General features: G+C 69.9%; 12 protein-coding genes. 3 read left to right on the plus strand and 9 right to left on the minus strand.

Annotated elements, in window-relative coordinates:
• Nucleotides 1-39: 39 nt before the first annotated feature.
• From ABZU75_RS02445 to ABZU75_RS02480, 8 genes are all read right to left on the minus strand, one after another.
• A complete protein-coding gene (locus ABZU75_RS02445; RefSeq protein WP_355548510.1) occupies nucleotides 40-1,230 on the minus strand; it encodes a DegT/DnrJ/EryC1/StrS family aminotransferase in 1,191 nt (396 codons plus the stop codon).
• A complete protein-coding gene (locus tag ABZU75_RS02450; protein WP_355548513.1) occupies nucleotides 1,227-2,318 on the minus strand; it encodes a GNAT family N-acetyltransferase in 1,092 nt (363 codons plus the stop codon). Before ABZU75_RS02450 ends, ABZU75_RS02445 begins: the two co-directional genes overlap by 4 nt.
• A 260-nt stretch (nucleotides 2,319-2,578) precedes the next feature.
• Nucleotides 2,579-3,739 carry a DegT/DnrJ/EryC1/StrS family aminotransferase gene (locus ABZU75_RS02455; RefSeq protein ID WP_355548516.1) on the minus strand — a complete coding sequence of 387 codons (1,161 nt, stop codon included), beginning with the start codon at nucleotides 3,737-3,739 and terminating at the stop codon, nucleotides 2,579-2,581.
• 72 nt (nucleotides 3,740-3,811) lie between these two features.
• A complete protein-coding gene (locus tag ABZU75_RS02460) occupies nucleotides 3,812-5,338 on the minus strand; it encodes a hypothetical protein (RefSeq protein ID WP_355548519.1) in 1,527 nt (508 codons plus the stop codon).
• Nucleotides 5,339-5,600: 262 nt separating this feature from the next.
• Nucleotides 5,601-6,893 (minus strand): M20/M25/M40 family metallo-hydrolase, encoded by a 1,293-nt coding sequence (locus ABZU75_RS02465; RefSeq protein WP_355548522.1) that lies wholly within the window; start codon nucleotides 6,891-6,893, stop codon nucleotides 5,601-5,603.
• A 148-nt stretch (nucleotides 6,894-7,041) separates the two neighbouring features.
• The gene (locus ABZU75_RS02470; protein WP_355548525.1) at nucleotides 7,042-7,425 is read right to left on the minus strand and encodes an Lsr2 family protein; all 384 of its coding nucleotides are present in this window, start codon (nucleotides 7,423-7,425) and stop codon (nucleotides 7,042-7,044) included.
• A 1,173-nt stretch (nucleotides 7,426-8,598) separates the two neighbouring features.
• A complete protein-coding gene (locus tag ABZU75_RS02475; protein ID WP_355548527.1) occupies nucleotides 8,599-9,705 on the minus strand; it encodes a DUF5925 domain-containing protein in 1,107 nt (368 codons plus the stop codon).
• 59 nt (nucleotides 9,706-9,764) lie between these two features.
• The gene (locus tag ABZU75_RS02480; protein ID WP_355548530.1) at nucleotides 9,765-10,649 is read right to left on the minus strand and encodes a LysR family transcriptional regulator; all 885 of its coding nucleotides are present in this window, start codon (nucleotides 10,647-10,649) and stop codon (nucleotides 9,765-9,767) included.
• 105 nt (nucleotides 10,650-10,754) lie between these two features.
• On the opposite strand from ABZU75_RS02480, the gene ABZU75_RS02485 reads away from it, so the two are divergent.
• Both ABZU75_RS02485 and ABZU75_RS02490 read left to right on the plus strand, forming a co-directional pair.
• Nucleotides 10,755-11,684: a DMT family transporter gene (locus ABZU75_RS02485; RefSeq protein ID WP_355548533.1), complete on the plus strand. Its 930-nt coding sequence runs from the start codon at nucleotides 10,755-10,757 to the stop codon at nucleotides 11,682-11,684.
• Nucleotides 11,685-12,235: 551 nt separating this feature from the next.
• Nucleotides 12,236-12,826: an N-acetylmuramoyl-L-alanine amidase gene (locus ABZU75_RS02490; RefSeq protein ID WP_350959852.1), complete on the plus strand. Its 591-nt coding sequence runs from the start codon at nucleotides 12,236-12,238 to the stop codon at nucleotides 12,824-12,826.
• On the opposite strand, the gene ABZU75_RS02495 is transcribed toward ABZU75_RS02490, so the two are convergent.
• A complete protein-coding gene (locus ABZU75_RS02495; RefSeq protein ID WP_355548537.1) occupies nucleotides 12,819-13,010 on the minus strand; it encodes a hypothetical protein in 192 nt (63 codons plus the stop codon). The two genes, ABZU75_RS02490 and ABZU75_RS02495, sit on opposite strands and share 8 nt — an antisense overlap.
• A 161-nt stretch (nucleotides 13,011-13,171) precedes the next feature.
• Here ABZU75_RS02495 and ABZU75_RS02500 point away from each other — a divergent pair, with 161 nt between their 5' ends.
• Nucleotides 13,172-13,897 (plus strand): TetR/AcrR family transcriptional regulator, encoded by a 726-nt coding sequence (locus tag ABZU75_RS02500; RefSeq protein WP_355548540.1) that lies wholly within the window; start codon nucleotides 13,172-13,174, stop codon nucleotides 13,895-13,897.
• Nucleotides 13,898-13,905 lie beyond the last annotated feature (8 nt).

Here is a 13,905-nt window from a genome sequence, read left to right on the forward strand (position 1 = left end):
ACCCCCGGCTCCCCCCGAGGGAGGAGGCTCGCGACCTGCTCAGGCGGGCTGTTGCGACGCCGTGAACGGGCGCGTGGCGGGGCGGACGTCGAGTTCGGTCAGCAAGCCGGCCATGCGGGTGGCGCGGAGCGGATCGACGGGCAGGACGTGGCCGGTCCACCAGCGGGCGATCTCCGAGGACGGCCCCTCGGGCACCAGTTCCAGGTAGTCGTCCAGCGGAGGGTCGTAGATGAAGCCGGGCACCACGCCCCGGCTCTCCAGCCGGGCGACCACCTCGTCGCGGTTCTCGACCAGCAGGGGCACCCGCAGCAGCGGCTGCGGCGCCGCGTCGCGGACACCCTCGGCCGCCCAGGGCAGGGTACGCAGCAGTTCGACCCCGGCCACCCGCCGGTCGCGCTCGCGGTCGATCACCCGGAAGCGGGAGCGCTGGTAGCGGCGGAGCAGCGGCCCCTGGCGGATCCGCCAGTCGTCGAGGTCGATCCGCAGCCAGTGGTCCATGGCGCGCAGGTCTACCGGATCGCCGGCGAGGGCCGCGCGCAGTTCCTTCTCGCGGGGCGGGCAGCGGTGGCCGGTCCACTGGACGAGGCCGAGCGCTTTAAGGGCGTGCCACATCGGCCGGACCAGCCCGGTGCGGTAGATCGTCTCGCGCAGCACGGGCCGCAGCGTGCCGAGCAGCTGGGCGCGCGCCCCGCCGGGGAGCAGCGACTCGTCCCTGGCCCGGGCCAGCTCGGGCAGCGCGGCCGGGTCCCGCGCGGTGAGGAACCCGCCGGACATCGCCCGTCCGTGCTTGGCGAGGCTGAACACCCCGGCGGTGCCGAACGTGCCCGCGGGGCGGCCGTCCACCGTCGTCTGCATGGCGTGTGCCGCGTCGTCGAGGAGGATCACGCCGCGCCGGTCGCACTCGGCCCGCAGCTCGGTCACCCGGTCGGGCTGGCCGTACAGGTGCGTGGTGACGACACCGGCCAGGCCGCTCCAGTCGATGTTGGGGACGTCGATGTTGCCGTCGCGCCAGGAGACCGGCGCCATCACCGGTTCCAGCCCGGCGGCCAGCACGACGAACAGCACGGTCTCGCAGTTCGTCGGTGAGATGAGCACCCGGTCGCCGCGTTCGAACCAGTGACGCAGCGCCAGGAGCAGACCGAACCTGGCGGAGGGCACGTGCAGGCACTCCTGGCCGATCCGGTCTCGCATGGCCGCCTCAAGCTCGCGGCCGCCGTTCTGCCCGCTCACTGGGCCTTCCCCCGGGTGCGCAGCCGCCCGTACCGTTTCATGGCCCTGTCGGCGGCGCCGTACAGGGCCGGGCTGTCAAGGATGAACCGCCGCACGCGGCGGACCGGTGTGGTGCGTAGCCAGTGCGCCGCCGCGCCGGCCGAACGGCGGCGCGCGATGCCCTCGGTGACTGGAACCGTCCTGCTGCACAGTGCGTCCTTGTACTCCGAGCCGTTACTGATGCCGAGGTCCAGCGAGCTGACACCGATCTTCGCGGCGGCCTCGACCATATGCAGGTGCTGGATCAGGCCGGGGGAGTACTTGGCGTAGTCGGGGTCGTACGCGGGGAACCAGCCGATCATCATCGTGCCGGTGCGCAGCCCGAAGTGGCCCGCGACGGGCCTGCCGTCCGCGTACAGCATGGACAGCGGCCCGGCGAAGTCGGGGGTGTCGACGGCGTGCAGGCGCTCGGTCAGCTCCACGACCCATGACTTGGCGAAGCGGTCGGGGCGGCCCATCCGCTGGTACTGGGCCGATTTCCACTCCCGCAGCAGCCGGAACTGCTCCGCGTCGCGCACCGCGAACTCGGAGGTGATCTCGCCCGTGTCGCGGCCCAGCTTCCGTTTCTTGTACAGGGTGCTCTTGACGAACTTCGGAGAGCGTTCGCGCAGCTCGTCGAGGAAGGCCGGGTAGCCGTCGGTGAAGTCGAGGACCACGGCCTCCTGCCTGAGCGTCTCGAACGGCTGGAACCAGGGCTGGTGATCGACCATGCAGCCGAACTCCCACACGCTCAGCCCGCACTCCTTGAGCAGGGTGTTGGAGTCGAATTCGGCGCCGGGCACGTGGACCACGCCCTGGGAGAGCGAGACCCATCCGCCCAGGGCGGCGCCCACCCCGCCGCCGTGCCGCTCGAAGGGGAAGAACCCGACGGGCCCGTCCGACTCGGTGATCACCGCCACCCGCGCTTCGGTGTGGACCTCACCCATCGCGATCGTGAAGTCCGGGCTGAGGAAGGGGTTGGCAAGGTGCGCGCTGGAGCGTTGCATCTCGCGCCAGGCCGCGACCTCATCCGGGCCCAGCTCCGCCGGCCGGATGACGTTGACCCTCATGCAGCCCCTCCCGCCGCGCCGGGGTGACCGGCGACCGTGCCTACAGTGCGCGTCAACCTACCGTTCACGAGGAGGTGATCCTTTCTCGAAGCCCGGGCTGAGGAACTGAACGTCGTCCTCGGGGTGGAGCACGCGCGATCCGACCGGCCCATGGACATGGGTGGCGTGTGTCACGGAGCGCGGGAACCGTCCTGGAACCGGGCAGCGATCCCCCTGCCGCCGCCCAATGCAGTAAATCTACCTAAATATTGACTTACCTACTAAGCGATATCGGAGACGGTCGGACTCGGCAGCACCGGGGGAACCCGGGGAGGGGTGGGTGGGATGGCCGGGACGAGCCGTTCGACGACCGGCAGGGCGCGGTGGGCGTAGAGCGGATCGACCGGCAGCACGTGCCGGCCCCACCAGTGCGCGATCTCGGGCTCCGGCGAGGGACTGGTGAACCCCGGCAGGTAGCTGTCGTACGGCGGGTCGTAGAGGTATCCGGTGGCGACCCCGTGTCGCTCCAGCTCGGCGATGGCCTCGTCCCGGCCCGAGACCAGCAGCGGGACCCGGAACAGCGGTTGATCCAGGTGCCGGTGGACGGCCGGCGCCACGCTGGGCAGCGCGGCCAGCGCCGAGACGCCGGCGATCCGCCGCGACCGCTGCCTGGGCAGCGTCCGCAGGCGCCTCGACTGGTACCAGCTTGAGAGGTGGCCGCGCCTGGCCCGGTAGTCGTGCAGGTCGGCCTGGACCCAGGAGTCGAACGCCGGTAGCTGCGGTGCGTACTCCAGCGCCCTGACCAGATCCGCCGGGCGCGGGGCGATCCGGTAGCCCTCGCGCTCCTCCTCCATGCCGAACGCGCGCATCGCCCTCAGCGCCGGGCGGACCATGTTCAGGCGCAGCGCGGCGTGCCGGCCCACCGAGGTCAGCACGCTGTGGATCTCCTTCCTGAAGGCACCCGGCTGCAGCAGCCGGTCACGGTCGCGCTCCAGGGTGCGCAGGTCCTCCAGGTGCTCGACCGCGATCACCCCGCCGGAACCCGCTCCGGCGTGCTTGGACAGGCTGAACACGCCCGCCACCCCGAAGGTGCCCAGCGGCCTGCCGTGCACGCTCGTCTCCATCGCGTGCGCGACGTCCTCGATCAGGATCTTGCCCGTGAACGCCGTCACCCGGTCCGGCAGGCCGTACAGGTTGGTGGTCAGCACCGCGTCGACCGTGTCGAGGTCGACGGCGCCCGCATCGATGTTGCCGTCGTCGGAGGAGAGCGGGGCGATGACCGGGCGCAGCCCGGCGGCGAGCACGAGAAAGAGGATCTCGTCGGCCGACAGCGGCGACATCAGCAACCGCTGGCCGGGGCTGCACCAGTGCCGCAGGGCCAGATACAGGCCCAGACGGTTGGAGGGCAGTGGAAGACAGCGGCGGCCTGTCCGCTTCGCCACAATGTGCTCAGGAGTCACTGGAGACCGTTTATCACGTGCGAGATCAAGACTGCAAACAGAGCCACGCCGTCCCTAACCTGCGACAACCTGGGACGCCTTGCCGTGGTTGATCACTCTGCGGATGTTCGGGAGGATCAGTAGCGCGACCAGGAGCTGGCTGCCGAGCATCGCGTAGCCCACCGCGGCGATCCCGAAGAGGGGGAACAGCAGGGCGATTGAGGTGAGGACCAGCACCGCCATTCCGACTTGGATGAGTGCGAGCTTGCGGGCCTCGCTCTGCGCGCGCAGCATGCTGAGGCAGATCTCGATCACCGTCTGGGGGAGCACGGCGATCGCCATCAGGCGGAGCAGCGGCGTGCCCGCCTCGGCGAACCCGGGGCCGAACACGCTCAGGATCAGGGGCGCGCCGACCACGACCACCGTGATGACCGGTCCGACGATCAGGAAGGTGCGGCGCAGCGCGTTGCGCACGCTCTGCGCCAGCCGGGCGGCGTTGAAGGACCCCTCGACCGTCAGAGACACCGCCATGTTGGCCGCCAGCAGCCCGATCATGGAGCCCAGCGTGTGGGCTATCGAGAAGTAGCCGAACGTCGGCGCGTCGTCGAGCCAGCCCGCGATGATGACCGGGACCAGATAGAGGATCAGCAGGATGGAGAACGCGCCGGGGAAGTCTCCGGCCAGGAAACGCCCCACCTCGCGCAGGCGCGGCGGGTTCGCGGCGCTCTCCTCGGTGTTCTTGACGTGCTTGGGGATGATGACGCCGAAGATGAACCAGCTGATCGGGATCAGCGCCATGGCCGTCGGCACGATCCACGAGACGAAGATCCCGCCGAAGAGGCCGCCCTCCGGCAGCGCGACCGCGAGCGCGGCGAGCATGCCCATTTTGACCAGGCCGAACGCCAGGCTGTTGACCGGCACCCAGACGGCCTTGCGCAGCCCGGCCAGGGTCACGTCCTGGAGGGTGAAGATCGTCCAGACGAGAACCGAGACGAGGAAGAACAGTCCGGGGCCGAACCCGGCGAGGTCGGCGTAGACCGCCCCCCACACCGGCAACGTCAGCAGGAACCCCAACGCCGCCACCAGGCCGGTGGCCCCGGCGATCGCGTAGCCGCGCAGGACGAACTCGGCGGTGCGGCGGCCGGCCACCGGGATGAACCTGGCCAGCGCGCCCGCGAAGGCGAGCCCGGTCAGAGAGGCGAACAGCCGCATCGCGCTGATCACGGCCTGGCCCTCACCGAACGCGGCGGCGGTGTACAGGTGCGTGGCGAGGAACCAGTAGCCGAGGCCCAGCACGGCGGTGATCCCGGTATTGATCATCAATGCGTAGCCCTGTAGGAACAGGGGGTTTCTCAGATCCTTGCGCAGGCGGTCCATCAGTCCGGTCCTGCGCTCCTCGGTCACTGTCCGGCCCATCGCCTGGTCGCCTCCGTCGCGCGTCACCTCGTCATCATCGGGTGGAGCGCTTGCAGCGACCTTGCCGTCGGCTGCACGCAGGCCGGTGGCCGAGTCCGGTCGCGTCCCCGGCAGGTCCGGCCGGGTGCCCGACGGGGGGGTGCCGCCCTCGTGCCAGGCGGGCAGCCCCGTGCCGTTCTCATTCACCTCGACGCTCCCGATCCGCACCACTTTCCGGGGCGGTGCCGGATGCCCGCCCATCGCTCGCGCGGGATGGTTCGATGGCATTCCCGAGGGGAGTGGGATGGCGCCGCACCAGCGTTCGCGTCTCGTCAGGAGATCGGCCGGTCACCGAGGGGTATATGAGAGTCGGCACGTGAGCCATGATGCCCCAGTTTCAGGCGGGCCGTGTCCGGCATGTATTCGGAAGTACCCGGCAGGGCTCGATCGTGATGGGGAGCGCCCTGTTTTATCCGGTATTGGTGCTGCCAGCCGCGGGGGAGGCGAGGAGGCGATCCAGGACGCGGACGCCGAACTCCAGGCCCTCGACGGGAACGCGCTCGTCCACGCCGTGGAACATGCCGAAGTAGTCGAGTTCCGGGGTGAGCATCAGCGGGGCGAAGCCGTAACCCCTGATGCCGAGCCTCGCGAAGGACTTGGCGTCCGTGCCGCCGGACATCACGTACGGCACCGGTCGCGCCGCCGGGTCCTCGGCCACCAGGGCCGCGCCGAGCCGCTCGAAGAAGGGCGAGTCCATCGGGGCGGAGGGGGCCTCCTCCAGGTTGACGAACTCCCTCCTCACCCGGGGGCCGAGCAGGCGGTCGATCGTCTCCAGGAACTCCTCCCGGCCCCCCGGCAGGAACCGCCCGTCGACGTGGCCCACGGCGGTTCCGGGAACCACGTTGACCTTGTAGCCCGCCTGGAGCATCGTCGGGTTCGCCGAGTTCCGGATCTGTGCCCCGAACAGGGAGCCGATCCGGCCGAGCCGTTCGGCCTCCTCCTCCAGCCGGTCGAGGTCGATGCGCTCGCCGAGGATGTCCGACAGGCTCTCGATCAGCGTCGCCACCTCGGGCGTCAGCCGCACCGGCCAGCGGTGAGAGGCGATCCGGGACATGGCGTGGCAGAGCTCGGCCACCGCGTTGTCCACCGGCGGGCGGGAGCCGTGGCCCGCGACGCCGGTCGCGGTGAGTCTCATCCAGGCGGTGCCGCGCTCGCCCACCGCGACCGGGTAGATCCGTGCTCCGGGAGCCTCGACGCTGTAACCGCCGGACTCGCTGATCGCCTCGGTACAGCCGTCGAACAGCTCGCGGTGGTGTCGCACCGCGTATCGCGCGCCGTACTCGCCGGTGGCCTCCTCGTCGGCGAGGAACGCCAGCACCACGTCCCGCCCAGGCCGTACCCCGCGCCGTGCCCACTCGCGGACCAGGGTGAGCGTCATGGCCAGGGTGCCCTTCATGTCGACCGCGCCCCGGCCCCAGACGCAGCCGCCGGAGACCTCCCCGGAGAACGGATGAACCTGCCAGTCGGAGGCGTGGGCGGGGACCACGTCGAGATGGCCGTGGATCAGCAGGGCGTCGGGTGAGTCGCCGGGGATCCTGGCGACCACGCTGGTCCTGTGCCTGGCCGACTCGAACACCACCGGTTCGATGCCGGCCTCCGACAACAGGGTGGCGACGTGCTCGGCCGCCGGACGTTCGCCGGGGCCGGGATTGGTGGTGTCGAATCTGATCAGGTCCGAGCAGATCTGTGTGACCTCACTCATCGAAGAACGCCCCCCGGAGACTATGGCCCAAATACAGGACCAAGGGTGCATACCCCTCCGGAGCGGGAGGGGCACCTCGAGGTTCGCTTCATGTACTCCCGGTCGGCTGTGACGCCGCTACCTCCAGGAGGGGCCGGGAGCCTGGCCGCTACTGGCCGGATGTGGTCTGCGGGGCCTTCTTGGTCGCCGCCTTGGCCACGCTGGGGTCGCCCGCCGCGAAGGCCGCGGCGACCTTTCCCCCGATGCGCCCGCGCTCACTCACCTCGATTCCGTGGGACTTCGCCCACGCCCGGATCTCGGCGCTCCGCTCGCGGCTGCCGCCGGAACCCTTCGCCCGGCCCTTGCGGCCCAGGGAGGTGCTCGCCTTGCGGGCGGCGGACTGGAAGGGCTTAAGGGCCTCGCGGAGTTTTGTGGCGTTCTTCGCGCTCAGGTCGATCTCGTAGGCGGTCCCGTCCAGGCCGAACGAGACGGTCTCGTCCGCCCGCTTCCCGGTGATGTCATCGGTGAACGTGACGACTTGCTGACGTGCCATTGTGTCACTCCTTAATCTTGGCGCCAGAGTGTGCGGCTGTGAACCCGGCCGACGATGGCTCCCGCGTCTCTTCCCCGGTAGTAAAACTCTAGCCTCTCCTTTCGCTGTCGCGCCGGGAAACCCTGTCCGCCGGAGATCCACTTGCTCAGGTTAATTACCCAAGGCTGAACTCCGGCGTCTCCACGTCATTGGGAAATGCTTCCCGCCGGCGAGGGATTAAAAACGACGGCGGCGCCGGGATCCCCTTGGTGTCTTGTATCCCGGGATCTGTCGGTTGCCCCGGCGGGTTTTCTGGATGGAGGTGTCCGAGCGCTTTGGAGTTTCGTGACCTCCGGGTGGTTTCCACCCTGGTCGCCGTGAAAAAATCGACTTCGGCCACTTGGGGGCGTTCGGGGCCATCGTTCCACTGTCGTTCGTTTCGAGGGCTCCATCGTGTCGGCCGTGCTGTCCTCCCGGTGTGCGGGTGTGTCCTCCGTCCCGTTTTCGCTGGTCGGGGCAGCTGCCGGGATGAGATCCCGGCAGGGAGCGGCGAGCGGACCGGGTCCGCCGGGAGGGGGACGGCGGCGGAGGGGCGCTGTGGGACCCGCTCCGGAGGTTCGTCGGACAATTCACGCATGCCCGGTGTCTGTCACCGAACGTGTTGCAGGATTTCCGTAGGACAAATGACTTCCTCGCGCTCTGGAATGCGGGCCGGGTGTCCCCGGTTTTGCCGGCCGGCTAGATCCGGATGCGTTCGAAGGTGGTCACCGACACATGGTCGATCACATTGGGGCGTGGTCCCGACACTCTCGGGTGAGGCAAGGCGTGCCGCGCGGACCGCATGATTTCGGGCGTCTCGCATTGTGAGCGAGCGGGAGCCGCGGACCCCGTTTGCCCCTTGACCGCCATTGGCCCGTTCCATCGTCCGGGCGGACCAACAAGCGGTGTTCCCCGAATTGTTCGCGTAACGGCCGGAGAGTGATGCGGGCATTGCCCGTTCCCTCAGGGGCGGGCGTGTCGTCGCGGCTCGTCCCGTTCCGTTCCGCACGGGTGGGAACCGTGCGCCGCCGAGCCTCACACCGTCTCGCCCCGGACGGACGGGGCGGTGCGCCGCCGCGGCCTGTCACGTCGTCTGGTTACGGATGGACGTGCCGGGCCCGCCGGTCTACCTCTGACCTCCCGCACGGCGGGAGGTCAGAGGTAGAGGCCGGTGTTCTCGGGGACGGCCGTGCGGCTGAACGCGCCGTCGCGGAGCGCGAAGAGCTCGGCGAGGGTCGCACCGGCCGGAGAGAGCCCTTCGGTGCCGCCGAGCCAGTGGGCGGCCTCGTCGTAGGGGAGAGGACCGATCTCGATCTGGGCGAGGCAGCGGCCCGGGCGGGTGACGGCCGGGTGGAGACGGGCCAGGTCCTCGTTGGTGGTGATGGCCACCAGGACGTCACGGCCCTGGCCGAGGAGCCCGTCGGTCAGGTTGAGCAGGCGTGACAGGCCCTGTCCCGTGGCCTCCTTGGCGCCGGATCTGATCAGCTCGTCGCAGTCCTCCAGCACCAGAAGCCGCCACCGCTTACCGTCGTCGTCGTCAAAGCCGACCGCGACCTCCATGAGGTAGCCGGGGGAGTGGAACAGCCGTTCCGGGTCGAGTACGCAGTCGACCTGGCACCACGACCGCCACTCGTGGGCGAGCGTGCGCAGCAGCGTTGTCTTGCCGGTGCCCGGCGGGCCGTGCAGCAGGACCAGCCTGCCGTGCGCGTCGGAGGCGGTGACGGACATCAGCCGCGACAGCCGCTCGCCGACCGACCTGGCGTAGTTGCCGGAGATCTCCGCCCAGGGGGAGGCGGTGATCGGCTTCTCCGAGCGGCGGCTGCCGTGGGGTCCCTGCCACCAGAAGCCCATCTCGACGTGGTCGCTCTCGGGAGCGGGCTCCTCGGCGTCCTTGATGATCTCGTCGATCACCGAGCGGGCCAGTTCCTCGTCGACCGCGGTCACGCTGACCGTGGCGGCGCGGTTGCGGTGGCGGACCACGCGCAGCGTCCAGCCCTCCCCGCACAGCAGCCGCGAGTCACGGCCGTCCTTCTCCGTCGCCGCCCGGAGGAGCGTCCCGGAGGAGGGGGCGAGGGAGGCGTCGGGGCGGACCCGCTCCAGGTTCGCGGTGCACGACCACGGCTGGACCCCGGTGGCGAACGGCGACAGCGCGAGGGCGTCGATCACATCCACCGCGGAGTCGGCGTCGTCGAGCCAGATCCTCATCGGCAGCTCCACCGGGCGGGGCTCCGGGGAGAAGTGGACCTCCTTGAGTACGGACATGGCGGTAATGATCCTCTTGGGGCGTCCGCCGGTCGATGGGTTTTCGCAAGGGGGCCGGCTCAGGGGGCCGCCGGCGGCGCGGGAGCCTCGGGGGCGGTGCGGAGCAGGGCGTCGACCAGGGGGCTCGGCGGGCGGGTCAGCGGGCCGGTGAGGACGAGGGCGCGGGTCAGGGACGGCTTCAGCGGGATCATGATGAGCCCGGGGGTGAGAAGACCGCGGCCGAGGTCGGGAACCGTCGAGACGCCGATACCCGCGGCGATCATGCCGATGAGCGTGCCGAGCTCGCGCACATGCTGGGCCGGAGCGTAGGGGACGCCCGCCAGGGAACACAGGATGCGGGTCTGCGGCTCGCAGCCCCCCTTGGAGACGAGCAGCGGATCCTCCACCAGCTCGGCCATCGTGATGTGTTCCTGACCGGCCAGGGGGTGGTCGGCGCGGACCACCGCGTGGAAGGCGTCGCGGCCCACCACCACATGCGCGGGAGGCGGGGGCACCGGATCGACGAGGATCGCGGCGTCGACGACTCCGGTCTCCAGCCAGGGGGACAGCTCGTCGTCGTCGCCCTCGAAGACCTGCACCTCGACACCGGGGAGCTCCGCGCGCCACGTCCGCATGAGCTGGGGGAGCAGCCCGCAGCAGACCGTGGGCGGGGCGGCGACGCGGACGATTCCGGTGTGCTGCCCCAGATGTGCGGAGACGGCCTCGTCGATGGCGGCGACCGAGGCGAGCGCCGCCTGGGCGTGCGGCAGGATCGTCGCCCCCAGGGCCGTGGGCCCCACGCCTCCGTGCCGCAGCACCAGCGGTGCGCCGAGAGCGCGCTCGAGCGCGGCGAGCGCGTGGGAGACCGCCGACTGGGACATGCCCAGCTCCTCGGCGGCCACGCCGAATCCGCCGTTCGTGATCACGGCGGTGAAGACTCGGAGCTGCGCGACCGTGGCACTCATGAGGACATCTCATCACACTGCCGGGATAACTCATTGGACACATGACCTGGGCCTGGTGAGACTGCTCCGGTGACCCGTGAAGGAACCTCCTCAGCATCTCCACAGGTGCGGGCGATCGACGCCGTACCGTCCCCGGCGAGCCGGTCCGTGCTTGCCCAATACCTCGCGCTGGCCCTGACCTGGGGGGCCAGCTTCCTGTTCATCAAGGTCGCTCTCACCGGGCTGTCTCCCGTTCAGACGGTGCTGGGCCGTCTCGCGCTGGGAGCGCTCACGCTCAACGTGATCATGTTGGTCACCCGCCGGCGGTGGCCGAGGCAGGCGAGGCTCTGGGCGCATCTGGGGGTGGTCGCACTGCTGCTGTGCGTGGTGCCGTTCCTGCTGTTCGCCTGGGCCGGGCAGTACATCCCCTCGGGACTCTCCAGCATCTACAACGCCACGACGCCGCTGATGACGATGTTCGTGACCCTGGCCGCGCTCCGGCAGGAGCGCCTGGGGGCGGCGGGGGTGCTCGGTCTGCTGCTGGGTGCGGCCGGTGTCGTCGTCGTCCTGGCCCCGTGGAACCTGACCGGGGCCGCCGGCCCCGGGTGGGCGCAGGCGGCCTGCCTGGGGGCGACGTTCTGCTACGGCCTGGCCTTCGCCTACACGCGGCGCTTCGTGGTCTCCTACGGCTACGACGCCCCCACGATCGCCGCCGCCCAGATCAGCGTGGCGGCCCTGGTCATGCTCGCGCTGAGCCCGCTGCTGGCAGGCGGTCCCGTGCGCCTGGACCTGCCCGTCGTGGCGAGCATGGCCGCCCTGGGCATCCTGGGCACGGGGCTCGCCTACATCTGGAACACCACGGTCATCGCCCGTTGGGGGGCGACGGCCGCCTCGACGGTGACGTACCTGACCCCGCTGGTGGGTGTCGTCCTCGGGGTGCTCGTCCTGGGCGAGGCGCTGACGTGGAACCAGCCGCTGGGAGCGGTGGTGGTCGTGGTCGGCATCATGACCGGCCAGGGCGTGTTCGGTTCCCGGCCCGGTCGCCGGTCTCGGTGACCAGGCCGGGAACGTCCTTCGAGGTGCAGGTCAGGGCGTTGTCCTTGGGCCTGGGCCACACGGTGCCGGGAACGCGGCCGGTGTCGAAGCCGAGGGCGATCAGGGGTGAGGAGGCCGCGACGATGAGGGCAAGGCCATCCATGCCCGCCCGGAGCGGGAGGTGCCGCGGGGAGGAGAGGCCCGCGGGCGCTTTTCTGGTTTAGGGTGCCCGGCTGCGGTCAGGGGGATGGCTGTTTCGCTGCCCGACGACCAACCGGAACGTTCCCAGATGACGATACGACGATAGATCAGTTGATTAACAGCACCATACGGTGTCGTATCAACCATTACGCTCCGGTAGGGCAGTATCACTCAGACAGTGGAGACGTTCCGTGGCCATCGATCTTGTTACTCGCCGAGAGTGGGGCGCTCGCCAGCCGCGCGGTTCCTACAGCAGGCTCAGTTCCACCCGGGGAGTGAAGGTCCACTACACGGGCGGCCAGGTCAGCCCGGATATCGTGAACGACCACGCCAAATGCGTTGCCCTGGTGAAATCCATCCAGAATCACCACATGGACGGCAATGGCTGGATTGACGTTGGTTATTCCATGCTGGTCTGTCCGCATCGGAAGGTCTTCGAGGGCCGGGGGCCGAATCGTGTGCCGGCCGCCAACGGCGCCGGTCTCAACAGCGACCATTACGCGGTGCTCGGCCTGGTCGGCTCGTCGGGGCTCACCAAGCCGACCGACGGCATCCTGCACGGCATCCTCGACGCCGTCGAATACCTCAGGGACAAGGGCGGGGCGGGTAAGGAGATCAAGGGCCACCGGGACGGCTACTCGACCAGCTGCCCCGGCGAGCCCCTGTACGCGTGGGTCAAGCGGGGCGCCCCCCGTCCCGGCGGCGGGACCACCAACCCGCCGGAACCGCACCCCTCCTTTCCCGGCCGCACGCTCAAGCAGCCGCCGATCATGGAGGGTGCGGACGTCCGCACCTGGCAGCGGCGGATGCGCGACCGGGGCTGGAACATCGACGTCGACGGTCTGTACGGTCCCGCCTCCAGTGATGTCTGCAAGAAGTTCCAGAAGGAGAAGGGGCTGCCCGTCACCGGTGCCGTCGACCGCGCCACCTGGGACGCGGCCTGGCAGGAACCCGTCAGCTGACCAGTGGCTCCTGCCGCACGGGGGCCTGCGGATAGTGACAGGCCACCCACTGGCCGGGACCGATCCGCCGCCGGAGCCTTGTCCGAGGGTGCGGGGGCCGCTCGCCGCTACAGGCGGCCGGCACCGGTGTCAGCGCCGGTGTCAGCGAGGCGAGCCACGCCGTGGAAAGCGTCAGGCGTTTCACGCGCATCTCCTCCAGGTAGGCTCCCAAGAGTGATTCACCGATAGCGCTATCGGTGAAAAATCGCACAAGCCTCTGAGGGGGATTGTTTGCGCTGGGTGTGAGTGGAGGTTCGCCGGTAGGATTATCGGTGAGTGGAAAGCGAGGCGGCAGTTGAGGCGACAGTGGCGAGCACACCCCTGAGCAGGAGCGAGGCCAAGGATCTGACCAGGCGTCGCCTCATCCGCGCCGCGTTCGCGATCCTCGACAAGGAGGGTGAGGCAGGGCTGACCACCGTCAAGGTCTCAAAGGCGGCGGGGATCGCCCAGTCCAGCTTCTACGTGCACTTCAAGGACAGGCAGGAGTTGCTGCGGGCGCTCGGAGAACAGGCGGGGGAGCGGCTGCGGGGGGCGATGCGCGAGGCGCGGCGCAGGGCCCGTGAGGCACCCGACGACAGGGAGCGCCACCGCGAGGCCTTCCGGATACCGCTGGAGGCCATCTGCGGGCACCCCGCGCTCTTCCGCCTCGGCCTGCGCACCCGGCACGACCCGTCGTCGCCGCTCCAGGAGTTCGCCGTCGAGACCGCCGCCGCCTACCGGGCACACCTGGTCGCGGACCTGGCCTCGTTCGGCTTCCCGATCGAGCGGGAGAGCGACAGGCGCCGCCTGGAGATGATCGCCGACGGGATCGGCGCGCTGACCAACGCGATGGCGATCGGCCACATCGACGGGCGCTACCCCGACCTGGAGGAGGCGGTCGACGTGCTGGTCGCCTTCTCGTACGGCTACCTCGGGCTGCTGCGTAAGGATTCTTCCGCATGGTCCGGGAATCCCCCTTCGGCTCCTTCCGACGGCCCTCCTGTTGATGTTTGTCCGGAGCCCGATGGGAGTTCGAAAAACGGCAACCTTTAGTATCCGGT

The sequence above is a fragment of the Streptosporangium sp. NPDC005286 genome, from assembly GCF_040607515.1.
Taxonomy (GTDB): domain Bacteria; phylum Actinomycetota; class Actinomycetes; order Streptosporangiales; family Streptosporangiaceae; genus Streptosporangium.